This window comes from Streptomyces sp. NBC_00259 (genome assembly GCF_036181745.1).
Lineage (GTDB): Bacteria > Actinomycetota > Actinomycetes > Streptomycetales > Streptomycetaceae > Streptomyces > Streptomyces pratisoli.
In genome coordinates, this window is record NZ_CP108080.1 from 1,124,616 (window position 1) to 1,150,424 (window position 25,809).

Here is a 25,809-nt window from a genome sequence, read left to right on the forward strand (position 1 = left end):
CGGGGTCCGTCGGCGGGGATCAGCCTCGGTTGCGGGCCAGGTCCTCGTAGAAGTGCAGCAGGTCGAGGTTGTCGACCGAGCCGGGGTTGACGGCCTTGGCGAGGGCGGTGCCCTGGAGGAGGCGCTTGACCGGGACCTCGATGCGCTTGCCGGTGAGGGTGTGGGGGATGCCAGGGACCTCGATGATGTCGTCCGGGACGTGGCGTGGGGAGAGCTGTTCGCGGATGGTCTGCTTGATGCGGGCGCGCAGGGCCTCGTCGAGGACGGCGTCGGGTGCGAGGTGGACGAAGAGCGGCATCCAGTAGCCGCCGTCCGGTTCTTCGAGGCCGATGACGAGGGATTCGCGGATCTCGGGCAGCCGTTCCACGGCTTCGTAGATGTCGGCGGAACCCATGCGTACGCCCTGGCGGTTCAGGGTGGAGTCGGAGCGGCCGTGGATGACGACGGAGCCGTGGTCGGTGATGGTGATCCAGTCGCCGTGGCGCCAGACGCCGGGGAACATCTCGAAGTAGCTGTCGTGGTAGCGGCTGCCGTCGGGGTCGTTCCAGAAGTGGATCGGCATGGACGGCATGGGGTTGGTGACGACGAGTTCGCCGACCTCGCCGATCACGGGCTTGCCGTGCGGGTCCCAGGCCTGGAGGTCGGTGCCGAGGCAGGCCGCCTGGAGTTCGCCGATGTGGACGGGGAGGGTGGGGACGGCGCCGGCGAAGCAGCTGCAGACGTCCGTTCCGCCGCTGACGGAGGCGATCCACAGGTCCTCGCGGACCTCGTCGTGGAGCCAGCGGAAGCCGTCGGGCGGGAGCGGGGAGCCGGTGGTGGCGACGCACTGGACGCGGGAGAGGTCGTGGTCGCGGCCTGGGTGGACGCCGGCCTTGCGGCAGGCCATGACGTAGGCGGCGGAGGTGCCGAAGAGGGTGGCTCCGGTGCGTTCGGCGATGGCCCACTGGGCGCCGGTGTCGGGGTGACCGGGGCTGCCGTCGTACAGGATGACGGTGGTGCCGGTGAGCAGGCCGGAGACGAGGAAGTTCCACATCATCCAGCCGGTGGAGGTGTACCAGAAGAAGCGGTCGCCTGCGCCGAGGTCGCAGTGCAGGCCGAGCTGCTTGAAGTGTTCGAGGAGGATGCCGCCCTGGGACTGGACGATCGCCTTGGGGAGGCCGGTCGTCCCGGAGGAGTAGAGGACCCAGAGGGGGTGGTCGAAGGGGACCTGCTCGTAGACGGGCTCGGTGTCGGCGGAGGTCAGTTCGGACCAGTCGAGGGCGCCTTCGGGGGCCGGGGTGCCGAGCAGCGGGATGTGGACGACGGCACGGAGGGTGGGCAGTTCGCGGCGGAGCTCGGCGACGGTGTCGGTCCGGTCGTGTTCCTTGCCGCCGTAGCGGTATCCGTCGACGGTGAAGAGGACGACGGGTTCGACCTGCTGGAAGCGGTCGAGGACGCTGCGGGCGCCGAAGTCTGGGGCGCAGGAGGTCCATACGGCGCCGACGGCGGCGGTGGCGAGGAGGGCGGTCACGGCCTGCGGGATGTTGGGCAGGTAGCCGCTGACGCGGTCGCCGGGGCGTACGCCGAGGGCGCGCAGCCGCGCGGCGAGCGAGCCGACCTGGCGGCGCAGCTCGGTCCAGCTGATGGAGGCCGGGTCATGTGTTTCGTCCACATGGATGAGGGCCGGTTCGTGGGCGCGGGCGGGGTCATCGGCGGTGCGCAGGGCGTGCTCGGCATAGTTGAGCGTGGCGCCGGGGAACCACTGGGCGCCGGGCATGGTGCGGTCGGCGAGGACGCGCTCGTACGGGGTGGAGAACCGTACGTCGAACCAGTCGGCGACCGCCTGCCAGAAGGTGTCCAGCTCGCCGACGGACCAGCGGTGCAGCGCGGGGTAGCCGCCTTCGGCCGGGGCGCCGTACCGTTCGGCGGCCCAGGCCTGGAAGCGGGTGATCCGGGCGGCGGCGATGCGGTCGGCGTCCGGCTGCCAGAGGGGGGCAGGGTTCACTGCTGAGGTCATGGGGCGGCTCCCGGGCGGCGGTGTGGCTCTGCGCGTGGTCGGCAGGTGGTCGGCACGTGGTCTACGTGTGGTCCCCGCGCGGGGCGTGGGTGTGCTTTCGCGCGGCTGACAGGGACGATGCCATGTGATCGTCTTCCGCACCAGGGCTCGCCACCCATGGCGAACCGGCTGATTGTGTGCTCCCACCACGGGTGAACGGCAGTTGAACGATCCCCGCCAAGCCCCTGGTGGATGGCAGGCTGAGCAGCATGGACGGTCGTGAGCTGGTGCGTTCGGTAAGGGTCTTCGGGACGGTGCAGGGGCTGCGCGCCGCGCGTTCGGCGTGGCGCCGGAGACGTACGGACGCATGGGGCCTGCAGCCGCGAGGCGCGGAACGTGCGCGGGTGCCGGGCGCGGTGACCGGGGCCGAGCCGCTGCCGGGGGGAGGAATCGTCCGGTTCGCCCGTTCCGAGCTCCGGGTGCGGGTCACGGCCGCCGGCGTCGTCTTCTGGGGTTGGGACGGTGCGGAGCCCGAGCCGTCGTACGCCCTGGAGGGCGCGCCACCGGAGGCAGATCCCCGCGCCGAGCTGGAGCCCGACAAGGACGGCGGCTGGCGCATCGTGTCCGAACGGGTCACGGTGGCGGTGTCCCGGTACGGCGGGGTCGAGATCCGGACACCGGGCGGGGTCGTGCTCCGCAAGGATCTGCCGCCGCGTTGGTGGGAACCTGCTGACGGCGGGCCGTCGCGCTGGCTGCAGCGCAGCGAAGTCGCCGCGGACGCCCGCTTCTTCGGGCTCGGCGGCAGAGCGTCGGGACCGCGGCTGAGGGACGGCACGTACCGGCTGTGGAACACCGATCCGCGCGGACATTTCGGGCCGGGCGACGATCCGCTGTACATCACGATGCCGGTGCAACTGGTGGTCGCGGACGCCGGTACCCATCTGGCGTTCCTCGACAACTCGTGGGAGGGGCAGGTCACCCTGCGCGAGGGCGAGGAGGGTGCGGGCTCGGGCCACGACCGGCCGGGTACGAGTGAGGTCCGGATGGGAGGCGGGCCGCTGCGCTGCTGGGTGGTCGTGGGCACGCCGGCGCGTGTACTGCGCGGCTGGACGGCGCTCACGGGCGCTCCCGCACTCCCCCCGTCGTGGGCGCTGGGCCCGCAGCACGCGCGCTGGGGCTTCGGCAGTGAGAAGGAGGTCCGCCGGGTGGTGGCGGGCTACCGGGAACGAGGGCTTCCGCTTTCGGCGGTGCATCTGGACATCGACCACTACGACGAGCACCGGGTGTTCACCGTCGACCGTGAGCGTTTCCCGGACCTGCCCGGGCTCGCGAAGGAGCTGCGGGCGGACGGGGTGCGGCTGGTGTCGATCGTCGATCCCGCGGTGAAGGCGGAGCCCGGGTATGCCGTGTACGACGGTGGCGCCGCGACCGGTGCGTTCGTACGCGACGGGCGCGGCCGGGCGGTGCGCGGGGTGGTGTGGCCCGGCGAGTGTGTGTATCCGGACTTCACCGACGAGGCGGTCCGTGCCTGGTGGGGCGAGCTGTACGAGGAGCGGCTCGCCCAGGGCTTCGCCGGCGTGTGGCACGACATGAACGAGCCGGTGTCGTTCGCTCCGTTCGGCGACATGACGCTGCCCCGTTCCGCCCGGCACGCGCTGGAGGGCCGGGGAGGCGATCACCGCGAGGCCCACAACGTGTACGCGCTCGGGATGGCCCGGGCCGGCTACGAAGGGCTGCGGCGGCTCCGGCCCGGGGAGCGCCCGTTCCTGTTCTCCCGGTCCGGCTGGGCGGGGATGCAGCGGTACGGCGGGACCTGGTCCGGTGATGTGGCGACGGGCTGGCCGGGGCTGCGGGCGTCGCTGTCACTGGTGCTGGGGCTCGGCCTGTGCGGGGTGCCGTACTCGGGTCCCGATGTGGGCGGTTTCGACGGCAGACCTTCGCCGGAGCTGTTCCTGCGGTGGTTCCAGCTGGGTGCGTATCTGCCCCTGTTCCGTACGCATGCGGCGATCGACGCGGGGCGCAGGGAGCCGTGGGAGTTCGGGCCGCAGGTCCTCGGTCACGCCAAGGCGGCGCTGCTCGAACGGGAAAGGCTGCGCCCGTACTTCGTGACCCTGGCGCGGCTGGCGCACCTCACCGGGGCACCGTATGTGCGGCCGTTGTGGTGGGGGGCGCCCCGCGACCGGGCGCTGCGTGACTGCGAGGACGCCTTCCTGCTGGGTGACGCGCTGCTGGTGGCTCCGGTGCTGGAGCCCGGCGCGGACCGGCGGGCGGTGCGGCTGCCGCGGGGGCTCTGGTACGACACCGTGTCCGGCCGGGCGTACGAGGGGCCGGGGCAGGTGCTGCTGGACGCGCCGCTGTCGCGGATACCGGTGCTGGCGCGGGCGGGTGCGGTGGTTCCCGTACGCGGTGAGGACGGCGGCACCGAGCTGGAGGTGTGGGCGCCCGCGCCGGGGCGTACCGGAACGGGTGTGGTCGTCGAGGACTCGGCCGGGGTGTCGCCGCGCCCGGCGGTGGAGCGGTACGCGTCGCGGCTGGTGGACGGCCGGGTGGTGGTGGAGCGGGTGTCCGGCGCCGGTGCGGTGCGGGTGGAACGTCCGCTGCGGGTACGGGGCGAAGGCGGTGCTCAGGCGTAGCGGCCCGCGAACCAGTTCCGTACCGCCGTCGTGTGCAGGGGGAACGCCAGCTCCGCGGGTTCGTGGAGGACGTGCCAGCCCTCGGTCTCGTCGGTGGGGGCGGACGGCGGCAGTTCGGCCGCCGTCCGCAGCGGGAGCAGGCCGAAGAGGAGCAGATGTCCGCCGGGCGAGCTGAGGGCGTCGGCCAGCCGGACGTCCGCGTGCGCGGCCTCGATGCCGGTCTCCTCCCTCAGCTCCCGTACGACCGCGTGCTTCCAGTCCTCGGTCTGGTCGATGAACCCACCGGGCAGGGCGATCCCGCCGAGCTGCGGCTCGATGGTGCGGGTGATGACGACCAGTCCGGTGCCGTGCGTGGTGGTGACGGGCAGGAGTGCGACGGCGACGGGAAGCGGGTTGCGGTACGCGATGTCGCCACAGGCGGGGCAGCTGCGGGGCCAGGCGGTGGCGCCGGGGTAACGGGCACCGCAACTGGAGCAGTGGGAGTCCCTCACGGGGGTCCGGGGCGTGGACACGCGAACTGCTCCTCCTGCTCCGGCTGTTGCAGCGGTTCCCGCTGCTGCGGCGCTTGCCGGATCGGCAGCATCGGCGGAATCGGGCACGGGCTCGCGGGGCTCGGTCACACGCGGACTGTACGCGACGGCGGGCCCCGCGGCCCGTACGGTCAGGTCAGCGACCTGACCGACACCGGGAAGTCGAAGTAGGTGTCGGGGAACAGCTCCGGTTTGTGGGTGAAGTGCCACCACTCCTCGGGCAGGTTGACGAATCCCACGTCGGCGAGGGTGTTCTTGAGCAGTTGCCGGTTGGCGCGCTGCGTGCCCCGGATGCGTGGGTCCTCGGTGTGCGACAGGGTGTCGAAGCAGTCGAACCCGGTACCCATGTCCGCCGAGTTGTCCGGGAAGCGCTCCGACTGCGGGGCGTAGCAGGGGACGAGGGTTTCGCCGGGGACGTAGGGCCGGGTCTTCTTCGCCGGGAGGCGGACGACGGTGAGGTCGACGGTGCTGCCGCGGCTGTGGCCGGACTTCTCCGCGATATAGCCGTCCGCGAAGAGTCTCGACTTGTCGACGTGTGGATAGAACTCCGGCTTCATCCGCTCGTCGCCGAGGTCCTTGGCCCAGCGCACGAAGTGGTCGACGGCGCGCTGCGGGCGGTAGCAGTCGTAGACCTTGAGCGAGTAGCCCTGGAGCAGCAGCTTTCGCTGCGCCTCGTGGAGGGCCCGGGCGGCCGGGCGGGTGAGGATGCAGAGCGGCTGGCGGTAGCCGTCGATCCGTTCGCCCACGAAGTTGTGCGCGGTCGTGTAGCGCATCTCCTGGATGATCGTCGGATCCACGGCACGCAGTGCGACGAACTCCTCGGGAGCCTTGGGTTCGGAGGCGGCCCGGGCGGCGGGCGGGGCGGTGGCGGTGCCCGCGAGCAGGGCCACGGTGGTGAGGGTCAGGGCGGACAATGCGGTGGCGAGTCGTCTCATGCGCATCATGCGCACCGTCTACCAGGAACGGGCCGCCGGGACCACCCCCGTGGATCCCGGCCACCCGTTCATTCGTTCCGGACGCCGAACGGGCCTGTTCGGTTCTCGTTCCGGACGGGGGGTCGTCGTCGTTCGCGGGACCGTGGCACACTGGCCCCGTACCTGACGGATCGTCAGCTGACGCCGGAATCCCGGGAGTGGCCTTGGCGCGTACGCGTACACCAGTGGTGGCCGGCTGGTTCACCGAGCTCACCGAGGACGGCGACGGGCGGGAGTTCCGGCTGCTCGGCACGCGCTGCCCCGCCTGTTCCGCGGTGTTCTTCCCGCGTGAGGACTCCTTCTGCCGCAACCCCACCTGTGCGGGCGGCGAGCCGGAGGAGGTCCCGCTGTCGAAGCGCGGCCGTGTGTGGTCGTACACGGACGGCCGCTACCGGCCGCCGCCGCCGTACGTCTCCGACCCAGAGGCGGAATGGGAGCCCTACACGCTGGTCGCCGTCGAGCTCGCGGCAGAGGGGATGGTGGTCCTCGGGCAGGCGGCCCCCGGCGTGACCGTCGCGGACCTGAGCGTCGGCATGGAGGTCGAAGTGGTCCCCGGAATCCTTCACGAGGACGCCGAGACCGTCTGGACGACGTGGCACTGGAGCCCGGTGGAGGCGGACCGGTGAGCGACATCGCGGTGCTCGGGGCGGGCATGCACCCGTGGGGCAAGTGGGGCCGGAACTTCGTCGAGTACGGGACCGCCGCGGCACGTGCCGCGCTCGCCGATGCGGGCATCCGCTGGCAGGACGTCCAGTCGGTGGTGGGGGCCGACACGGTCCGCTGCGGCTACCCGGGCTATGTCGCGGGGGCCACCTTCGCGCAGGCCCTGGGCTGGCAGGGGGCGCGCGTCACCAGTGTGTACGCCGCCTGCGCGTCCGGGGCGCAGGCCGTGAACACGGCGAGGGCCCAGATCCTCGCGGGCATGGCCGATGTGGTGCTGGTGGTGGGCGCGGACTCCGCGCCGAAGGGGTTCTTCGCCCCTGCGGGCGGGGACCGTCCGGACGATCCGGACTGGCTGCGCTTCCGAGTGCTGGGAGCCACGAACCCGGCCTACTTCGCGCTGTACGCCCGCCGCCGCATGGCCCTGCACGGCGACACGGTGGAGGACTTCGCGCAGGTCAAGGTGAAGAACGCGGCGGCCGGGGCGCTCAATCCGTACGCCCGCTACCGCACGACGGTGACCGCCGAGCAGGTCGCCGCCTCGGCCGTCGTCGCCGATCCGCTGCGGCTCCTCGACATCTGCGCCACGTCGGACGGTGGCGCCGCTCTGGTGCTGTCGAGCATGGAGTACGCCCGTCGGCACGGCGTGCCCGATCCGGTCCGTGTCCGAGCCGTCTCGACCGTGACCCCCACCTACCCGAGGACCGTGCTCGACCTCCCCGACATCGCCACGGACTCGGCGGTCGCCACGGACTCGGCGGTCGCCATGGACCCGTCGCCGCCTGGTTTCCGGGCGGCGATCGCGCACGCCGCCTACGAGGAGGCCGGACTCGGGCCCGAGGACCTGGCGCTCGCCGAGGTGTACGACCTGTCCACGGCACTGGAGCTGGAGTGGTACGAGGACCTCGGGCTGTGCGGCGTCGGTGAGGGCGCGAAGCTGGTGCGGGAGGGCGCGACGGCGCTCGGTGGCCGGCTGCCGGTCAACGCGAGCGGTGGGCTGGCCTCGTTCGGCGAGGCCGTCCCCGCACAGGCCATCGCCCAGGTGTGCGAGCTGACCTGGCAGTTGCGCGGCAACGCAGGGGAACGCCAGGTCGCCGGGGCCCGGGCCGGAATCACCGCGAACCAGGGGCTCTTCGGCCATGGCTCGGCGGTCGTCGCCGTCCGGTGACCGATCGCCGGCCCGGGGGTGACCGACCGCCCGGCCCGGGTTGGCGTTCCCCTGTGACGAGTCCGGCACGTGCCGTGAACTGGGCGTGCTGTCGGCGACCTTGACGGGGCAGTAACCCAAGGGAAAACTGCCTCTTCGTCCGCGCCGGTGCCTTCGGCATCACCGCGGTCCGGCACGCTCACCACGCTCGTCACGGACGCCGAGCACGGCATGGGGCATCCCTGTGATCCGCCCTGCCATCGGCTCCGTAGCCATGGGAACCACACCCAGCCCAGGAGCCGCCATGAGCAACGCAGACATCTTCCTCGGTGAGGTCATCGGGACAGCGATACTGATCCTTTTCGGCGCGGGTGTGTGCGCCGCGGTCACCCTGCACCACTCCAAGGCGAAGGCGTCCGGGTGGATCGTCATCGCCTTCGGCTGGGGTTTCGGCGTGCTGGCGGGCGCGTACACCGCGGCGCCGCTCTCCGGCGGCCATCTCAATCCGGCCGTGACCGTGGGCATCGCGGTCGACACCGGCGAGTGGGGCAAGGTGCCCCTGTACATCGCGGCCCAGCTGGTCGGGGCGGCACTCGGCGCCGTACTGGCCTGGCTGGCCTACTACGCGCAGTTCCAGGCGAACGCCGACCTCACGCACGCCCAGCCGACGCTCGGAATCTTCTCGACCGCCCCGGAGATCCGCAAGCCGGTCGCGAACCTGGTCACCGAGATCGTCGCGACCATCGGTCTGGTGCTGCCGATCCTCGCCTTCGGCCGGAACGCCGGCATCGGAATCGGCCCGATCCCCGGCGAGGCCGCCGGAATCTATGGCTCCGGGATCTCGGTCCTGCTGGTGTCGCTGCTCGTCGTCGGCATCGGCCTGTCGCTCGGCGGGCCGACCGGATACGCCATCAACCGGGCCCGCGACCTGGGGCCACGCCTCGTCCACACGCTTCTGCCGATCCCCAACAAGGGGACGTCCGACTGGGGTTATGCCTGGATTCCCGTGACCGGACCCCTCGTCGGCGGACTCCTCTCGGGCATCGTCTTCAACGCAGTGTTCTGACCATGAAACCGGGGGCCCGGCCCCCAGACCCAAAGGGACGTCATGACGGACACCTCCCAGAAGTACGTCGCCGCCATCGACCAGGGCACCACGTCCAGCCGCTGCATCATCTTCGACCAGGACGGCGCGATCGTCGCCGTCGACCAGCGGGAGCACCGTCAGATCTTCCCCAGGCCCGGCTGGGTGGAGCACGACGCCACCGAGATCTGGTCCAAGGTCCAGGCGGTGGTCGCGGGAGCGCTCGCCAAGGCAGGGCTGCGGGCCGCACAGCTGAGCGCGCTCGGCATCACCAACCAGCGCGAGACGACGGTGCTGTGGGACCGGGCGACCGGAAAGCCCGTGCACAACGCGATCGTCTGGCAGGACACCCGGACAGCGGCGCTGTGCACGGAACTCGGCGGCACGGACGGGCAGGACCGATTCCGCGAGACGACCGGACTGCCGCTCGCCAGCTACTTCTCCGGTCCCAAGGCGGCCTGGCTGCTGGACCATGTGCCGGGGCTGCGGGGGCGGGCCGAGCGCGGGGAGATCGCGTTCGGCACCATCGACTCCTGGCTGATCTGGAATCTGACCGGCGGCACGGAGGGCGGCGTCCACGTCACGGACGTCACCAACGCCTCCCGCACCATGCTGATGAACCTGGAGACCCTGCAGTGGGACTCCTCGATCCTCGCCGCGATGAACGTGCCGGAGGCGGTCCTCCCGGAGATCAGGTCCTCGGCCGAGGTGTACGGGACGGCCGTCGGCCAGCTCGAAGGCGTACCGGTCGCCTCCGCACTCGGCGACCAGCAGGCCGCGATCTTCGGCCAGGCCTGCTACGACACGGGCACGGCGAAGAACACGTACGGCACGGGGAGTTTCCTCCTGCTCAACACGGGAAGCCGGCCGGTCCCGTCCAAGAGCGGTCTCATCACGACCCTCGGCTACAAGATCGGCGACTCGGACCCGGTCTACTGCCTCGAAGGCTCCATCGCGATCACCGGCGCCCTGGTGCAGTGGTTCCGCGACCAGTTGGGGATCATCCGCAGCGCCGACGAGATCGAGACACTCGCGGCGAGCGTCGACGACAACGGTGGCGCGTACATCGTCCCGGCGTTCTCCGGTCTCTACGCGCCCTACTGGCGCGCCGACGCCCGCGGCGTCATCACGGGTCTGACGAGATACGTCACCAAGGCCCATCTGGCGCGGGCGGTGCTGGAGGCCACGAGCTGGCAGACGCGTGAGGTGGTCGACGCGATGTACCAGGACTCGGGGGTGCCGATCACCACGCTGAAGGTCGACGGCGGGATGACCGCGAACCAGCTGCTCATGCAGCATCAGGCGGATGTGCTGGGCGTACCGGTGATCCGGCCGAAGGTGTCCGAGACGACCTGTCTCGGTGCGGCGTACGCGGCCGGCCTCGCCACCGGTGTCTGGGGCGGGCTGGACGAGTTGAAGGCCCACTGGCAGCGAGATGTGGAGTGGTCGCCCCGCATGGCCGCGGACGTCCGCGAGCGGGAGTACGACAACTGGCGCAGGGCGGTGGAGCGGAGCTTCGGCTGGCACAAGGAGGACGGTGCGTGAACCGCCCGGACGGCGGGTCCAACCGGCGGGACGGTGCGTGAACGCCGTTCGAAGGCCGTTTCGTACGGCCCCATGAACCACGGCCCGTACCCCTGTCGGTGGGGGTACGGGTCGTGTCGTCCGTCCGCCCGTCAGGTGGTCGCGGGCTCGCGTTCCCTGGTGGAGCGCACCAGGGCGTTCTCCACGACCGCCACCAGCACGGCCTTGACCGACTCCCGGTCCCGCGCGTCGCACATCATCAGCGGCACCTCGGGGTCGAGGTCGAGGGCGGCCCGTACGGTGTCCGTGGGGAACCGGTCGGCGTCCTCGAAGCAGTTGACCCCCACGGTGAACGGGATCCCGCGGCGTTCGAAGTAGTCGATGGCCGCGAAGGAGTCCTCCAGGCGGCGGGTGTCGGCGAGGACGACCGCGCCGAGCGCACCCTGCGCCAGCTCGTCCCAGAGGAACCAGAAGCGGCCCTGGCCCGGGGTGCCGAAGAGATAGAGGACGAGGTCCTCGCGCAGCGTGATCCGGCCGAAGTCCATGGCGACCGTGGTGGTGTTCTTGGACTCGACGCCTTCGAGGTCGTCCACGGGCCGGCCGGCCTCGCTCAGGGTCTCCTCGGTGCGCAGCGGTTTGATCTCGCTCACCGCGCCCACGAGGGTGGTCTTGCCCACCCCGAAGCCACCGGCGACAAGGATCTTCAGTGTCACCGGCTCCACCGGCGTCTCCTTGCGGCTAGAGCGCCCGAAGACCATTGATCACCTCGCGGAGAATACTCACGTCCGGCAGTTCGGCCGGCGGAACGGGACGGGTTACGTGGACCAGTTCCTCGTCGACGAGATCGCCCACGAGGACCCGCACCACCCCGACGGGGAGGTCCAGGCCCGCCGCGAGCTCGGCGATCGACTGGGGTGTGGTGCTGCAGCGTTCGACGATGTCGACGTGCTCCGGCGAGAGCGTCTGGTCCCGTCCGGGGTCGTCGGCGGCCGGTTCCGGCACGACCAGCGCGATCAGGTCCAGCCGGTGCCGCGCGCTGCTGCTCGTCCGGCCGCGGGTCATGGCGTACGGACGGACCACCGGTCCGGCTTCGTCGTCGAACCAGTGGTGCGATTGCCGGACCTGCTGTCTGGCGTCAGTCATGCCGCTCCACTCACCCTCCGGCGGCCAGTCCGGTGCGTGGTGCCGTGGCGAGGTGGGCGCCGACGCGCTTGACCATCAGCGTCATCTCGTACGCGACCAGGCCGACGTCGGAGTCGGCGTCGGACAGGACGGCGAGACAACTGCCGTCGCCCGCCGCGGTGACGAAGAGGAAGGCGTCGTCGAGCTCGACGACGGTCTGCCGCACCCGTCCCGCGTCGAAGTGGCGGCCCACGCCCTTGGCGAGGCTGTGGAACCCGGAGGCGACGGCGGCGAGATGCTCGCCGTCCTCGCGGGTGAGGTCCTTGGACGTACCGGTGGCGAGACCGTCGCTGGAGAGCACGAGGGCCTTGCGGATGGACCCGACCCGCTGGACCAGTTCGTCGAGGAGCCAGTTGAGCTCGCCAGTCGTGGTCGCGTCGGGTGCAGCGGCGTTCGGTGCGGTCATCGACCGTTCCCCTCCGGTGTCGTTCCTGGTGCTGTCTCGCCGGGGCCGGTGGCGTCCTCGGCGTTCTGACGGCGTCCGCGCTGCCATCCGCGTTGCAGCGAGGCCATGCGGTCGCGTACTTCTTCTGCGTCTCGTTCGACGTCCTGGACCTCGGCGGTGGCCGCGGCGCGCGTTTCGGCGGACCGCCCGGCGGAGGTCTCGCGCAGTTGCGGGGCGAGGCTGGCCTGACGGACGCGGCGGGGCAGTCCGCCCAGCGTCTGCCCGGCGGAGCCGCTCCCGGCGGCGGCACCGGCCCCGGCGCGGGTGCCGGAACCGGCCGCGGAGCCGGACCCGGCACCGGTGGCGGGCGCGGGACCTGCGTCGGCGCGCCAGGCCGGGGCGTCGCCGGGGCGCCCGGGGGCGTCGGCGACGGGCGGCCGGGTGCCCCTGAGCGGCACGGGGCCGGCGGCGGGACGGGGCACCGGGGTGTCGGGCGTATCCGAGGCGGGGGTCGCGCCGTCCGGCGTGTCCGCCGTCGGGGACGGGTGCGAGCGGCCCCGCTCGTCCACCCGGCGGCCGTGGTCGGCGATCAGGGTCGGCGGCTTGCGCCGCGGCAGCGGAATCGGGCCCGTGCCCGTACTGGTGGCGGAGCGGCGCGGACCGCTCCTCGGCCGCTCGGGCGTCTGGTCCGTGGCCTGCTGGTGCTGCTCGTCGGGCGGGCGCAGGAAGTCGCGGGCGCGGAACAGCCCGCCGCGCTCGCTCTCGGTGTCCTCGATGTCCGCCGCGGTGTCCGCCGCGGTGTTGATCGGGTCGGCCGTGTCGATCCGCTCGAAACCGCCGAGGGCGGGACGGTCCTCGAAGCCCGGCGCGCCGACGGGCGCCTCCAGCTCGACGGGTCCGTCGAGCACGGAGGATCCGGTCAGCCCCGTCGGCACCTGGGCGAGCGCGGCGAGCCGGCCGCCTTCGGAGCGGCCGCCGCCGTCCCGGGCTGCCGCGGCCGCGGCGCCCTTGCGGTCGAGTCGGAATCCCGTGCCCTCGGTGTCGGGGGCGTCGGTGAGCACCGTGGCAGGGATGAAGACGACCGCAGTGGTGCCTCCGTACGGCGACGGCTGCAGCGAGACCCGCACGTTCTGGCGCTGGGCGAGCCGGCTGACGACGAACAGGCCCAGCCGGTCGGTGTCGGAGAGCTCGAACTCGGGGGTCTCCGCGAGCCGCAGGTTCGCGTCGAGCAGCAACTCGGGGGTCATCCCGAGGCCCCGGTCGTGGATCTCCAGGGTGAAGCCGTTCGCGACCCGCTCGCCGTGCACCTGGACCCCCGTGTGCGGGGGCGAGAACACGGTCGCGTTCTCCAGCAGTTCGGCGATGAGGTGGGTGAGGTCGGAGACGGCGGGGCCGCCCACGCCGATGCGCGGCAGCCGCCGGACCTCGATGCGTTCGTAGTCCTCGACCTCGGCGACGGCCGCCCGCACCACGTCCATCAGCTGGATCGGCTTGCGCCACTGGCGGGAGGGGGCCGCGCCGGAGAGGATCACCAGGCCCTCGGCGTGCCGGCGCATACGGGTGGTGAGGTGGTCGAGCCGGAAGAGGTCCGCGAGCTCCTCGGCGTCCTCGGTGCGCCGCTCCATCGTGTCGAGGAGCGTGAGCTGACGGTGGAGCAGCACCTGGTTGCGGCGGGCGAGGTTGACGAAGACCTCGGAGACGCCGCGCCGCATGTCGGCCTGCCGGACGGCGGCCTCGACGGCGGCCCGCTGGAGCGTGTTGAGCGCCTGGCCGACCTGGCCGATCTCGTCCTTCTCGTAGTCGAGGTGCGGTGCCTCGGTCTCGACGTCGACGTGTTCGCCGGCGGCGAGCCTGCGCATCACGCTGGGAAGACGGACGCCCGAGACCTCGTGGGCCTCCTTGCGCAGCCGTGACAGCGTTCGGGCCAGATCGCGGCCGATGCGCACGGAGACGACGACGGAGACCAGGAGGGCGAGGAAGCCGAGCACGCCGGCGACGCCGGCCCTGACGAGGACGCTGTACGCGGCGGGCTCGACACGGTGCTGGTAGCGGTCGCCGGCCTCGGTGGACTGCTGGGCGAGATCGTCCAGGACCGGAGTGGCCAGCTGCTGCCACCGTGGCGAGTCGACGACGCGCGGCTTGTTGGTGGCGCCCGCGGCGAGCAGCTTCTCCTCGGCCTCGCGCAGCGGCTGGGTTTCGGGGCTCCGCCAGTACTGTTCGAGGATCTCGCGTTCGGACGAGGGCAGGACCTCGAGGTTGATCTCGTACAGGAGCTTGCGGTTGGCGGCGAGGTCCGAGACCGCGCGTATCTCGTCGGCGGTGACCTTGCCCGCGACCAATGAGGAGGTCACGAGCGCGTCCTCGCGGGAGAGCAGCTCGCGGGCGCGTACGACGCCGACGAGCGCCCGGTTCTGCTTCTCCAACTCGACGTCCTCCAGGGCGTGGAGGGAGGTGAGGAAGCTGTAGCAGGGATCGACGAGCCGGTTGTAGAACTCCAGTGCCTGGGCGCGGGTGATCGCGCTCTGTTCGACGTTGCGGCGCAGCGAGCCCAGTCCGTCGAGGGCGTCGACGAGCAGGGTGAGCCGGCGGGAGACGTCCGGGCTGATGGAGTCACGGACGCCGGAGTCCTGTGCGCTGGCGCGGATTTCGGCCACGGCCCTGTCGGTTTCCGCGCGCTGCCGCCGCAAGGTGATGAGGGCCTCGGCCTCCCGGGGGTCGGCGAGGTACACGAGGGTCTGGCGGCGTTCCTTCTGGATGACACGGACCGTGTCCTCGATCGGAAGGCCGACCTTCTCGCTGATGTAGCCGACGTCCAGCAGTTGCTTGGCCTCACGGCCGGTGAGTGCGGTGGCGAAGCCCCAGAGCGCGGTCAGGGACACGAGCGGCACAAGCAGCAACGCCACGATCTTCCGGCGGATCGACTTCCCGCGAAAGCGCATGGCCTCCCCCAGCTCGACCCGCGTGACAGGACGCGGGTGGTGATGTCCGCTTGGTGTGTGGTGCCTGGTCGGTGGTGTGCGTCAACAAACGGCGCGAGCCTACTACTGACACACAGACAACTCGAAGAGACGTCCGGACGATTTTCAGCCGCAGCTCGGCACGTTGATCATGGGTTGTCCTGGTATCCGGGGAGATGGCATTCCGCAGTGTGGTCTAGGACACGTGGGCAGAGCGCCCCGTTCGCTCCGTGCACGGATGGCTGGAATCCTTCGTTCTGAAGGGAATCTTCCGGGCCGGCCGATCGTCATTCCGTACGGGGAACAGGAGTTGCGGGAGATGGGGCCGTGCGCGAATGCGCACGGGTCGGCGGCGTAAACGGACCGGAGCCGGGCAGCCACCCTGCAGTCGGACATATGTGGGGAGTGAGCGCAGACCATGGGGACTGCGGACGAGACGGGTATGCAGCGGCCGCTCTGGGCGGACGAGCCGGTGGGGCGACGGCGGATGCCCGATCCGGTGCGTACGGCGGCCGTGCGCGCCGTGATCGTGACGGCGGTGACGATGATCCAGGCGATGGTGGCCTTCTTCTGCACACTGACGGGGTCGTGGCTGGCGTTCCCCATGCTTCTGAGCAGCGTGGGCAGCACGGTGGTCACGACCTGGGCGGTGCTGGACGTCTGGGTCACCCGCCAGGTGTGGAACCAGCGCAACGGCGTGGTGTCGGTGCCGAGCAGCACGGCGCGGCAGTTGCGGCGTGAGCGGCGGCGGGCACGGCGGACGGCCCGCGTCGCGGCACGGGAGGCCGCGCGGATACGGCGACGGGGCGCGGGCAGGCTGTCGCAGGCCTGAACTCCCGTGCCCCGGGGGGCGTGTTCGCCCAGGCCGCGTCTGACACGGCTCAGGGGCTCCGGTGCGCTGTCTCCGGGTGCTGTGGGCCCGGGTCCTGTGGCGGGGAGCCCGGGTCCGGGTGCTGTGGCGGGGAGGCCGACGCCGAGCCCTGGGACGGGGAGGCAGGGCGGTCCTCGGGCCCTGGACGGGGGGAGGCTGCCGCGGGTGCCTGGTGGTCGGCGGCGCGCTTGAACATCCGGGTCGCGGTGATCTCGCCGTGCACCGTCTCGCCGTCGGTGCGCTGCTGGGGCAGGCCGGGGCGCAGATGCTCCTCCACGCTGATGTACTTCAGGCCGGCCCTCAGGTCCGCGTCGTTGCGCAGCCTGATGACGAGCGGGAACTCGGCGAGGGCCGTGGTGTCGAACAGCCCAGTGGTGTACAGCAGCTGGACACCGAGGGCGTCCGAGACAGCGCGCTGAAGCTCCAGCAGATAGGTCGCGTTGGCACGGCCGATGGGGTTGTCGAGGAACAGCGTGCCGGCGTGCCGGTGCTTGTCCCGGCCGCGGTCGTTGCTGCGCAGCGCCGCCATGGTGCAGTAGAGCGCGATCGCGGCGGTGAGCAGCTGACCGCCGGAGAACACGTCGCCCATCTGCCCGACCGGTACGCGCTCGGCGCGCAGCACCGCGTCCGGCTTGAGGATCTCGACGGCGATGCCCTTCGGCTGAAGCGCCGCCTGGACACCGCGCAGCAGCAGGGACATGCCGTCCCTGCGCAGATCGGAGTTCTTCCTCACCGCGGCGCGGGTGGCCTCGTCGATGACCTCGCCGAGCCGTTCGGTGAGGGTCGCCTGGTCCGGTTCCTCGAAGCGGATGCGGAGAAACTCCTGGCCCGACCACTCGCCGAGTCCCTCAGGGAGTTGGGAGAGCCGCTGCGCCGAGCGAAGCGTGGTCAGCGCGGACTCCACCAGGCCGCGGAGCCGGTCCACGATGGAGTCGCGGTTGCGCTCCAGCTGGGCAAGCTCGTCGGTCAGCACGCGCAGCCGGGGCGCGAACGCCTCCGCCCACTTCGCGGCGTGCTCGGGCAGGGCGGCCGCGGGCAGTTCGCGGATCTGCTGACGGGCCGGTGTGCGTACCGCCTCGTAGCGGGTGGAGTTGGCATGCCGTACGAGCACGTCGCTCGCCTCACGCACGGCGGACTCTGCGGCGGACAGGTCGGACGTGCAGCCACGGAGCGAGCGGCGGGCCTCGGCCGCGGAGTGCCGCGCCTCCTCCAGCGTGCCCGGATACGGGTCGGGGTCCCCCGTCTCCTCCTCCGTGTGGTCCCTGAGCAGATCGCGCAGCAGCGCCGCGGTCTCGTCGAAGCCGCCGGCGGCGTCCTCGGCGGCCCGATGGGCACGCAGCAGCTCGGTGTGGGTGTCGCGGGCGGTGTCCAGCGCCTCGGTGCGGGCGGCGAGTTCGGCCGTGGCCGTACGCAGCAGGGCCTGGGCCTGCTGGGCGTCGACGGGGACCAGCTCCTCGGGCAGGTCGGTGTGCGCCTCGCCGTCCGCCGGGGCGAGGCGCTCGGCCTCGCCGCGCAGCCTGCCGAGCTTCTCGCTCGCCTCGGTGGCGCGGGACTCCAGCATCTGCACCAGCGACTCGGCACGGGCCGCGGCGGCCTGGCGGGACGGCCCGTCGGCACCGTCGGTGCCTTCCAGGAGCTGGGCGGCGCGGGTGCGGACCTTGTTGGTGAGCCGGTCGAGCTCGGCCAGCGCCGCGCTCTCGTCGCTCTCGGCGCGGGCCTGTTCGGCGCGCAGATCGGCGCCGACGCCGACCTTCTCGTACAGCTGGGAGGCGGCGCGGTACGCCTCGCGCAGGGCGGGAAGCGCGGGGCGCGGGGCGTCGGGGGCGGGGTCGGCCGCCGGCAGCTGCTCGGGAGCCCCGGCGATCTCTGCGCGCTCGGCCCGGAGCGCCCGGGCGGTGCGGCGGGCGTCGTCGGCGGCGCGCTGGGCGGCGCGGCGGTCCTCGTCGGCGGCCCTGGCCCGCTCCAGGCAGGTGGTCGCGCGGGCGTCCGACTCGGCCGCGTCATCGGCGAGTTCACGCAGCTTGGCCTGCCAGCCGGCGCGCTCCCGGAGACGGAAGGCCAGCCCGGCGAGCGCGTCGGCCGCGCGGCGGGCCCGCTGGGCCGCGTCCTGCCGCTCGTCGCGGACCTGAGCGGTGTCGGCGGCGGCCTCCTCCGCTTCGGCCCGTGCCGTGCGGGCCCCGGAGAGCGTCTCCTCGGCGGCCTCCGCGGCTTCCTCAGCGGTACGCGCGGCCTCCGCCAGCTCGGCGAGCATGCCCGGCGGGCAGTCGGCGCGCCAGGAGCCGATGCGTGCGGCGAGGGCACGGTCGCCCGCCAGCCGGGCCGCGAGGATCCTGATCTCCTCGTCCCGGGCGGCGGCCCTGGTCCGCAGCGTCTGCCGTTCCTCGTCGGCGGCGTGTTCGTCGTGCATGGCCGGGTTGGGGGGCACGAGGAACACGTCCGTGTCCCCGGCGGCGCCCGGTCCCGGTACGGGCGCGAGCAGGGCGGCGGCCGTGCCGACGGCGACGGTGGACCGCGGCAGCAGCGCGGCTGCGGTCAGCACCTCGCGGGCGCGGGCGTAGGAGACGGGGTCGGTGATCACGACGCCGTCGACCAGCTCGGGCCGGGCGGCCAGGACGGCGGCGTGGTCGGCCGGGTCGACGGCCTGGGCGAGATAGCGCCAGCCGGGCAGCGCCGGAATGCCGTGCTCCCCGAGGAATTCGACGGTCGCCAGCACATCAGGGCCGGGCGGCAGGAGTCCGCCGTCGCCGAGCGCGCCGAGGATGCGGGCGTCGTCGGCGGCGGCGGTGCGCAGGTCGAACAGCTGCCGCTCGGCCGTGACGACGCCCTGCTCCAGCAGCTCACGCAGCTCGTCGGCGTACCGGTCGAACTCCTCGGCGCCGAGGGGGCCTTCGGCGGCGGAGGCCGTGCGCTGCGGGGAGCCGGCCGGCCCGCCGTTGCCGGGTGGGGTGTCCTTCGCGTCCTGGTCATCCGTCCGTGCCGCGTCCTGCGCGGCCTGACCCTGCCGGGGGCCGGGGACGGCCCGGGCGGCGAGGACGGTGGGGCTGCTGGGGCCGGTGGGCAGGCTCAGCAGCTCCGCGAGCCGCTCCGATTCGGCGATGGACGCCGCGGCGAGGCGCTCGGCCTCGTAGGCGTGCGCCGCGGCCCGGGACGCGTCCGAGGCGCGGGCCGCGGCCAGTTCGGCGCGGGTCTCGGCGGCGGCGGCCTCACGGGCGCGGTCGGCGGCCGTGCGGGCGGAGTCGCGGGCCACGTCCCAGGCGGCGACGGCGGTCTTCTCGGCGTCACTGGCGGCGAGCGCGGCCCGGGCCGGATCGGCGTCCGGCGCGGTGTCGTCGAGCCAGCCGGCCCGGACCGCCTCAGCGGTCTCCTGCCCGACCTCTGCGAGGCGCTGGCGCAGATGGCCCGCCTCACTGCGGGCCCGCTGGGCGTCGGTGGCGGCCGCGGTGGCGTCGCGATGGGCCGACTCGCCGGCTTCCTGGAGCGCGGCGGAGCGCTCCTCCTCCTCGTTGGCGACGCGCTCGCCGTCCTCGGCGGCGGAGTGCAGCGCGCGCACGAGGTCGGCGGCAGCCGTGGCGCGTGCCGCCAGCGCGGGTGCGGCGTCCCGCTCCGCCTCGCGGATGGCGGCGGCGACCCGGGTGGAGCGGTCGGCCGCGGCACGGTGCCGGAGCACCGCTTCGGCGGCCTGCCAGGCGGAGTGCAGGGTGCGCGCGTCGATCAGCTCGCGGCGCTGAGCGGCGGCGGCCTTCTCCGCGGCGGTCAGCGCCAGCGAGGCGTTGCGGTAGGCCAGTTCGGCGGCGATGAGCGAGCTGCGGCTGCGGGACTGCTCGGCCTCGGTCACGGTGTGCGCGGCGGCGGTGACCTGCTGGGCGAGTTCCGCGGCACGGGCGCGCTCCTCGCCGGCACGGGCGGAGAGCCGCCGGGCGAGCGTGCGGGTGCGGCGCTCGGCGCCCGCGTGGATGTCACGCGTCCGGTCGCGCGCTCCGGCCGCTTCCACGATGCGGCCGAGCAGATCGACGGAGCCCGCCGTGAAGTCCCGCTCGGCGGTGAGTTCGGCACGGCGGCCGAGCTTGTTGCCGAAGCCGCTGACGAGATCGGCGAGACCGTCGGTGTCACGGGTGTCGGTGACGGCGCGCAGCAGCAGGTCCGTGAAGTCGGAGTCCTTCTTGACCGCGAACAGGCCGGCCGCCTCGCCCTCGTCCGCGTTCATCTCCCGCTGGTAGCGGAAGAGTTCGGGGTCGAGCCCGAGATCGCCGAGGTGCTCGTTCCAGCGGTCGTGGATCTCCTCCCAGAACACCTCCAGATGCGGGTACGCCTTGCCCGCTTCGGTGATCGCGTCGCGGAAGCCCTTCATGGTGCGGCGGCGGCCCTGTGCGCCGGAGGCGCCCTCGACGGGCGGCCGGACGGCGGTGGATTCGGCGACGGGCAGCGAGTCTAGGCCGAGTCCCGGTCCGGGCCGGAAGGAGTACCAGGCTTCGGCGAACTTCCGGGGGTCGTTGGAGACCTGACGGCCGCGCCACTCGCTGACCTTGCCGACGACGACCAGTTCACCGGTGAGAGTGTGCTGCCACTCCAGGGCCACGTGCCCGCAGTCGTCTGCGAGCAGGAACTTGCGCAGAACGCCGGAGCTGGCGCCGCCCAGGGTGTTGCGGTGGCCGGGCAGCATGACCGAGAAGATCAGCTTGAGCAGGACCGACTTGCCGCCGCCGTTCTCCAGGAAGAGCACGCCCGCGGGCGCGGGGCGGCGCGGCGGGCCGACGGGCTCCTCCTCGAAGAACTCGGCCTGCGTGGGGGCCGGGTGGGGCACGGGTGCGCCGACCCCGCGCAGATCCAGCACGGTGTCGGCATAGCGCGCACCGGCGGGCCCGATGGAGTAGAGGCGTACCCGGGACAGCTCGTACATGGCGGCGGACTCTCGTCGTTCTCAGCAGGGTCAAGCGGGGACCGGCAGGTGGTGCCGGGTTCGGGCGGGGCCGGCGGGTCAGGCGTGAAAGGGCAGGCCGGCGTCGGCGGCCAGGTCGAGGGCGTCGGCGTCGGGAGCCGCCACGAGCGTGGCGGTGCCGTCGGTGACGGGGACGACGCCGAGCTCCAGGAGCTCGGCCATGGCAGCGCTGCCGGCCATGTCCCGGACCTGCAGCTGGTAGCGCGCGGTGGTCCGGTACGCACCGCCCGCGTCGTCGCCGGTGCGCTGCAGAAAGCCGGAGTCGGTGAGGAAGGCGACGGCCTTGCCGACGATGCCGGTGGTGGAGCCCGCGAGGCGGCGGGCGTCCTTCGTGGCACCGGTGGCGCTGCGGCGGGCGTAGATCCGCCAGGCGGCCTCCAGTCCGGGCGCGTCGGAGGCCGGGTCGGTGTTCTCTCCCTGCTCCTCGGCGCGCTCCTCCAGGCGCGTACAGGCCTGGCGGACGAACGCGTCGACTCCGTTGACCGTGATCCGGCCGATGTAGCCGTCGTCGGCGAGGTCCTCGGGGCGGGGGAACGCCATGGCGGCGACGGCGAGATGAGCGAGGCCGTGCAGGAAGCGGTCGGCCGAGTCGGCGGAGGCACGCCGCGCGTAGTCGCCCATGCGGACCGCGAAGACCGAGTCCTCGCCTGCGGTGACGGCCATGCCCGCGCGCGGCGACACCTCGAGCACGATGAGGCCGAGGCCGGTGGCGACGGCGTCGGCGAGCCGCGCGAAGGCGGGCTCCTCGCGGTAGCGCCGCAGCAACTCGGCGTACTCCGCGTCGCGCGCGGGCATCAGCTTGGGCTGCAGCCCGAAGGAGACGAGCCGTGCGGCGTCGGCCGCGTCCGCGGGAGTGATGCCGCCGGACGCGGACATCGGCCCGGCCGGCGGCCCCTGCGGCGCGCCCGGCTCGCTCCACGCCCCGGCGTGCTCTGCGTGCTGGTCGCTCACGGCTGCGGCTCCTTGCGGTGGTTCTCTGCGCGTACGGGTTCGGGTGCGGGGTGGAGGACGGGTGCGGGGTGGAGGACGGGTGCGCGGTCGAGGACGGGTGCGCGGCGGGGGGACGCTGCCGCGGCGCGACGATGGGCGGCGTCGATGCCCTGGCGCGCGCTCACGCCGCCTCCGTCCGGTCGGCCGCCATGCCCGCCGCGTCCAGCAGGGCCGTGCCCACGATCAGGTCGGCGCCTCCGAATTCGGGGTCGTCCAGCTCGGTGCCGTCGTCGACGGCGAAGAGCAGGCGCTGCTCGCCCTGCCGGTAGGCCGTGCCGACCGGAGGGCTCGCCGCGTGGACGGCGAGGAGAGCGACGAGATACGGCAGGTCCGGATCGCGGCGGCGCGCCTCGGCGAGGAGCCCGGAGAGCCGGCGCGGGGCGTCGTGCTCCAGATCGAGCAGCTCCATGGCACTCGCGAGCTGCTCCTCGCTGAAGCGGCTGTCGTCCGGGGTCGCGATGAGGTCGGGTTCGGGCATCTCCGCACCCAGGTGCTCACGCTCCACCGGTGGGCTCAGAAGCATGTCGACCAGGTCGGTGACACGGACCGAGGCCGGCGTACGCAGCCCTGTGCCGCGGGCGAAGAACGCGTCGGTGACGCGGATGGCCTGGCCGACGGGCAGTGGCAGCAGCGGCGCGACGAGGTGGCCGTACAGATCGATCCCGGAGCGGGCGGCGGGTGCGGCGAAGGCCTGGCGGTCCTGCTCGGCGCGGAAGAGCGGGCCGGCCTCCAGCAGCCGGGACTGGAGCTGGGTGTGGCGGCGGATGCAGTCCTTGACTATGTCGACGAGCTCGGCGGCGCGGCGCTTGTGCTCGTGGTCCTCGGCCTCGTCACGCGCCTTGCGAATGTTGGTCAGGATCGCGTTCTCGTGGCGGTAGCGGTCGGCGACGTGGTCGAGCGCCTCGGCGATCATGTCGGGCACGGCACTGAGCCAGTCGACGGCGCGCACATTGCGCCGGGTGGCCTCGAGGGTCCTGCGGAGCGTCTCCGCGTACTGCACCGTCCGGTAGCGCGCCTGCTCGGCCGCGAGCTGGGCGTCGGCGAGCCGGCCGCGGTTGATGAGGACCTCCAGCTTCACCTCCGCCGCGATCTGCGCGCTGGTGACGTCCGTGTCGAGGGCTCCGACGAGGACGTTGACCGCTTCGTCGGTCGTGCGCAGATAGACACTGCCGCCGTAGCCGGGGACCTCCTCGATGAGCTTGAAGTCGTAGTCCCGGCGGACATACACGCCGTCAGGACCGAAAGTGCCGTAAACCGCGCGGAAGCCGCGGTCCACGCTGCCGACGTTGATCAGGTTCTCCAGCACCCAGCGGGCGACGCGCTCGTGCTCGGCGACGGGGCGCCGAGGAGCCTGCGCCGCGACCCGGGGCAGCAGTCTGGCCACTATCTGTTCGTGGTCGGCGCCGGTATCGAAGTCCATGTTGAGCGTGACGAGATCGATGGCGGCGAGGGCGACTTCGGCCATCGCGTAGATCGAGTACTCCCCCGCCAGATTCGCCTTGCGCGTGTCCAGGTCGTGCAGCGGCGCGGTGCACGCGAGCGCGCGGAGCCGTCGCGCGAGCCCTTCGTCGGCGGCCGGGCCCTGGGCAGGGCGCGGCCCCGCGCTGAGCTGGGGCGGAACGGATTCCGTCGAGGCAGGCGAAGTCACGGTGCACAGACTAGGTCCTCGCACTGACAACGGTCGAAACGGCGCAGAAACCCCCCGCTCATGGGCTCGGGCGGGCGAGGGGGTCCGGCCGGTCAGCGCTCGGCCGCGTCCCCCTCCGGCACGAGCCCGGCGTAGACCTGGACGAGCCGGGTGCGCGAGCCGTCGAGGTAGTCGGCGAGCAACTGCTCCGCGTCGTCGCGCCTCCCCGCCTTCAGCACTTCCAGAATCTCCCGATTTCGCACGAGATAAGGCTCGTGAAGCCCGCGGGGATCGTCCACGACGTGGAAGGCGAGACGGAGTTCGGCGAGGACACCCCGCATGAGTTCGTCGGTCCGGGCGCTGCGGGCGAGGGCGACGAGTTCCCGGTGGAAGTGGATGTTGGCCGTGGAGACGCCCTTCCAGTGCTTCTCGCGCGCCGCCTGCTCGCCGCCGACGACAGCGGCCCGCAGTCCGTCGAGCGCGAACGGCGGCTCACCGAGCCCGCGGACGACCGCGCACTCGACCAGCCGGCGGGTGCGGTAGATGTCCTCGACGTCCTCGACGGTGAGGACCCGGACGAACACGCCCCGGTTGAGCTGGTGCACGAGCAGCCGCTCATGGGTCAGCAGCCGGAACGCCTCGCGCAGGGTGTTGCGCGAGACGCCGAGCGCTCCGCCGATGCTGTCCTCCGAGAGCCTCGCCCCCGGGAGGAAGAAGCCCTCCGCGATCCGGGTCCGCAGGATGTCCGCGACCCGCTCCGCCGTGCTCGTACGGCCCAGGAGCCGGCGGTCGTCAGCCAGTTCACCGAGCTCGGACCCCGTCGTCCCCACAGCGCCCTCAATTCCGTTCTTCCCGACCGCCGGTGGCCCGGCGCCGTCATCCGGATTCCATCGTAGAAGCAAGAACGAAGCAACGAGACTCTTGTCGGATCGTTGAACAATCCCCTACGGTGTGGTGAGCGTCACTCTGCAGCACCGGCGCATCACTCAGCATCACCACGCACCCCACTCAGCCGCGCCCAATTCCCCCCTCTGCGAGGTGCCGATGAGCACGACCCAGACCCAGCGCGAGCAGGGCGAACTGCCCCAGGACACGGGCGCGTTCGCGTGGCTGCGCGCGCTCGGACCGCGCGGCCGCCGGGCCTTCGGCGGCGCGTTCGGCGGCTATGCCCTGGACTCCTACGACTTCTTCACGCTGCCGCTGAGCATGGTGGCGATCGCCGCCTTCTTCAGTCTGGACAGCGGCCAGACCGGACTCCTCACCACCGTCACCTTGGTCGTCTCGGCCATCGGCGGAGCGCTCGCCGGGATCCTCGCCGACCGGATAGGCCGGGTCCGGGCCCTGATGATCACGGTGATCACGTACGCACTGTTCACCGTGCTGTGCGGATTCGCGCCCAACTACGAGACACTGCTGGTCTTCCGCGCCCTCCAGGGCCTCGGATTCGGCGGCGAGTGGGCGGTCGGCGCGATCCTCGTCGCCGAGTACTCCACGGCCAAGCACCGCGGGCGCACCCTCGGCGCGGTCCAGAGCGCCTGGGCGGCCGGCTGGGCCCTCGCCGTGATCGTCTACACCCTGGTGTTCCAGTTCCTCGACAGCGACACCGCATGGCGCGTCATGTTCTGGACGGGCGCGCTGCCCGCCCTGCTCGTCGTGTACGTCCGGCGGAATGTGACGGACGCGCCCGAGGCCGCGGAGCGGCGCCGGGCGAGCAGCGAGCGCGGCTCGTTCTCCGCGATCTTCCGCAAGGACCTGGCGCGCACCACCCTGTTCGCCGTCCTGCTCTCCACCGGCGTCCAGGGCGGCTACTACACGCTGGCGACATGGGTGCCGACGTATCTCAAGTCCGAGCGGGGCCTCACCGTCGTCGGCACCGGCGGCTATCTGGCGTTCCTCATATCCGGTGCCTTCATCGGCTACCTCACGGGCGGCTATCTCACCGACGTGCTCGGCCGGAAGAAGAACATCGCCCTGTTCGCCGTGCTCTCCGCCGCCTGCATCCTGGCCTACACGAACCTCCCGTCGGGAGCCAACGGGCTGCTGCTCGTGCTCGGCTTCCCGCTCGGCTTCTGCATGTCGGCCATCTTCAGCGGCTTCGGCTCGTTCCTCTCCGAGCTGTATCCGACGGCGGTTCGCGGCACGGGCCAGGGGTTCACGTACAACACCGGCCGCGCGGTGGGAGCCTTCTTCCCCACCCTCGTCGGGTTCCTGGCCGACAGCTGGGGAGTCGGCGGCGCCCTCGTCTTCGGCGCCGTGGGATACGCAATCGCCGTCATCGCGCTGTTCGGGCTGCCGGAGACCCGCGGCCGCGAGCTCGTCTGAAAGGAGCCGACA

The 25,809-nt window shown here is 72.5% G+C and carries 19 protein-coding genes; 7 read left to right on the forward strand and 12 right to left on the reverse strand.

The window, feature by feature from the left end:
- Positions 1-19 precede the first annotated feature (19 nt).
- Positions 20-1,996 (reverse strand): acetoacetate--CoA ligase, encoded by a 1,977-nt coding sequence (locus tag OG766_RS05025; RefSeq protein ID WP_266375963.1) that lies wholly within the window; start codon positions 1,994-1,996, stop codon positions 20-22.
- A gap of 248 nt (positions 1,997-2,244) precedes the next feature.
- Between OG766_RS05025 and OG766_RS05030 the strand changes: the two genes are divergently transcribed.
- A complete protein-coding gene (locus tag OG766_RS05030) occupies positions 2,245-4,608 on the forward strand; it encodes a glycoside hydrolase family 31 protein (RefSeq protein WP_328724639.1) in 2,364 nt (787 codons plus the stop codon).
- Here the strand turns inward: OG766_RS05030 and OG766_RS05035 are convergent.
- Positions 4,599-5,099, reverse strand: a complete 501-nt coding sequence (locus OG766_RS05035; protein WP_266378250.1) for an NUDIX domain-containing protein — start codon at positions 5,097-5,099, stop codon at positions 4,599-4,601. The genes OG766_RS05030 and OG766_RS05035 overlap by 10 nt on opposite strands.
- Before the next feature lie 170 nt (positions 5,100-5,269).
- Positions 5,270-6,073 (reverse strand): M15 family metallopeptidase, encoded by an 804-nt coding sequence (locus tag OG766_RS05040; protein WP_328724640.1) that lies wholly within the window; start codon positions 6,071-6,073, stop codon positions 5,270-5,272.
- A gap of 203 nt (positions 6,074-6,276) precedes the next feature.
- Between OG766_RS05040 and OG766_RS05045 the strand changes: the two genes are divergently transcribed.
- From OG766_RS05045 to glpK, 4 genes are all read left to right on the forward strand, one after another.
- Positions 6,277-6,738, forward strand: coding sequence for a Zn-ribbon domain-containing OB-fold protein (locus OG766_RS05045; protein WP_266375957.1), 462 nt, complete (start codon positions 6,277-6,279; stop codon positions 6,736-6,738).
- Between the two features lie 26 nt (positions 6,739-6,764).
- Positions 6,765-7,940, forward strand: coding sequence for a lipid-transfer protein (locus tag OG766_RS05050; protein ID WP_443045593.1), 1,176 nt, complete (start codon positions 6,765-6,767; stop codon positions 7,938-7,940).
- 283 nt (positions 7,941-8,223) lie between these two features.
- Complete coding sequence (locus OG766_RS05055; protein ID WP_328724642.1) at positions 8,224-8,985, forward strand: MIP/aquaporin family protein; 762 nt, start codon at positions 8,224-8,226, stop codon at positions 8,983-8,985.
- Positions 8,986-9,027: 42 nt separating this feature from the next.
- The gene (gene glpK / locus OG766_RS05060; protein ID WP_266375954.1) at positions 9,028-10,548 is read left to right on the forward strand and encodes a glycerol kinase GlpK; all 1,521 of its coding nucleotides are present in this window, start codon (positions 9,028-9,030) and stop codon (positions 10,546-10,548) included.
- Positions 10,549-10,679: 131 nt separating this feature from the next.
- On the opposite strand, the gene OG766_RS05065 is transcribed toward glpK, so the two are convergent.
- From OG766_RS05065 to OG766_RS05080, 4 genes are read right to left on the reverse strand one after another with little or no spacing between them, the layout of a single operon-like run.
- Positions 10,680-11,285 (reverse strand): GTP-binding protein, encoded by a 606-nt coding sequence (locus OG766_RS05065; protein ID WP_328724643.1) that lies wholly within the window; start codon positions 11,283-11,285, stop codon positions 10,680-10,682.
- Positions 11,266-11,670, reverse strand: a complete 405-nt coding sequence (locus OG766_RS05070) for a DUF742 domain-containing protein (RefSeq protein WP_266375952.1) — start codon at positions 11,668-11,670, stop codon at positions 11,266-11,268. The genes OG766_RS05065 and OG766_RS05070 overlap by 20 nt, the downstream gene beginning before the upstream one ends.
- 10 nt (positions 11,671-11,680) lie before the next feature.
- Entirely contained in the window at positions 11,681-12,115 is a 435-nt protein-coding gene (locus tag OG766_RS05075; RefSeq protein ID WP_266375950.1) for a roadblock/LC7 domain-containing protein, read from the reverse strand.
- A complete protein-coding gene (locus OG766_RS05080; RefSeq protein ID WP_328724644.1) occupies positions 12,112-15,033 on the reverse strand; it encodes a sensor histidine kinase in 2,922 nt (973 codons plus the stop codon). The genes OG766_RS05075 and OG766_RS05080 overlap by 4 nt, the downstream gene beginning before the upstream one ends.
- A 436-nt stretch (positions 15,034-15,469) precedes the next feature.
- On the opposite strand from OG766_RS05080, the gene OG766_RS05085 reads away from it, so the two are divergent.
- Positions 15,470-15,883: a hypothetical protein gene (locus OG766_RS05085; protein ID WP_266375947.1), complete on the forward strand. Its 414-nt coding sequence runs from the start codon at positions 15,470-15,472 to the stop codon at positions 15,881-15,883.
- Positions 15,884-15,932: 49 nt separating this feature from the next.
- Here the strand turns inward: OG766_RS05085 and OG766_RS05090 are convergent, their stop codons facing one another.
- The 5 genes from OG766_RS05090 to OG766_RS05110 form a co-directional block, all read right to left on the reverse strand.
- A complete protein-coding gene (locus tag OG766_RS05090) occupies positions 15,933-20,819 on the reverse strand; it encodes a hypothetical protein (RefSeq protein WP_328724645.1) in 4,887 nt (1,628 codons plus the stop codon).
- Between the two features lie 78 nt (positions 20,820-20,897).
- Positions 20,898-21,809, reverse strand: a complete 912-nt coding sequence (locus tag OG766_RS05095) for a hypothetical protein (RefSeq protein ID WP_328724646.1) — start codon at positions 21,807-21,809, stop codon at positions 20,898-20,900.
- Positions 21,806-21,973 (reverse strand): hypothetical protein, encoded by a 168-nt coding sequence (locus OG766_RS05100; RefSeq protein ID WP_266375943.1) that lies wholly within the window; start codon positions 21,971-21,973, stop codon positions 21,806-21,808. Before OG766_RS05100 ends, OG766_RS05095 begins: the two co-directional genes overlap by 4 nt.
- Positions 21,970-23,496: a hypothetical protein gene (locus OG766_RS05105; protein WP_266375942.1), complete on the reverse strand. Its 1,527-nt coding sequence runs from the start codon at positions 23,494-23,496 to the stop codon at positions 21,970-21,972. The genes OG766_RS05100 and OG766_RS05105 overlap by 4 nt, the downstream gene beginning before the upstream one ends.
- A gap of 92 nt (positions 23,497-23,588) precedes the next feature.
- The gene (locus OG766_RS05110; RefSeq protein ID WP_266375941.1) at positions 23,589-24,305 is read right to left on the reverse strand and encodes a GntR family transcriptional regulator; all 717 of its coding nucleotides are present in this window, start codon (positions 24,303-24,305) and stop codon (positions 23,589-23,591) included.
- Between the two features lie 214 nt (positions 24,306-24,519).
- Between OG766_RS05110 and OG766_RS05115 the strand changes: the two genes are divergently transcribed.
- Entirely contained in the window at positions 24,520-25,797 is a 1,278-nt protein-coding gene (locus tag OG766_RS05115) for an MFS transporter (RefSeq protein ID WP_266375940.1), read from the forward strand.
- Positions 25,798-25,809 lie beyond the last annotated feature (12 nt).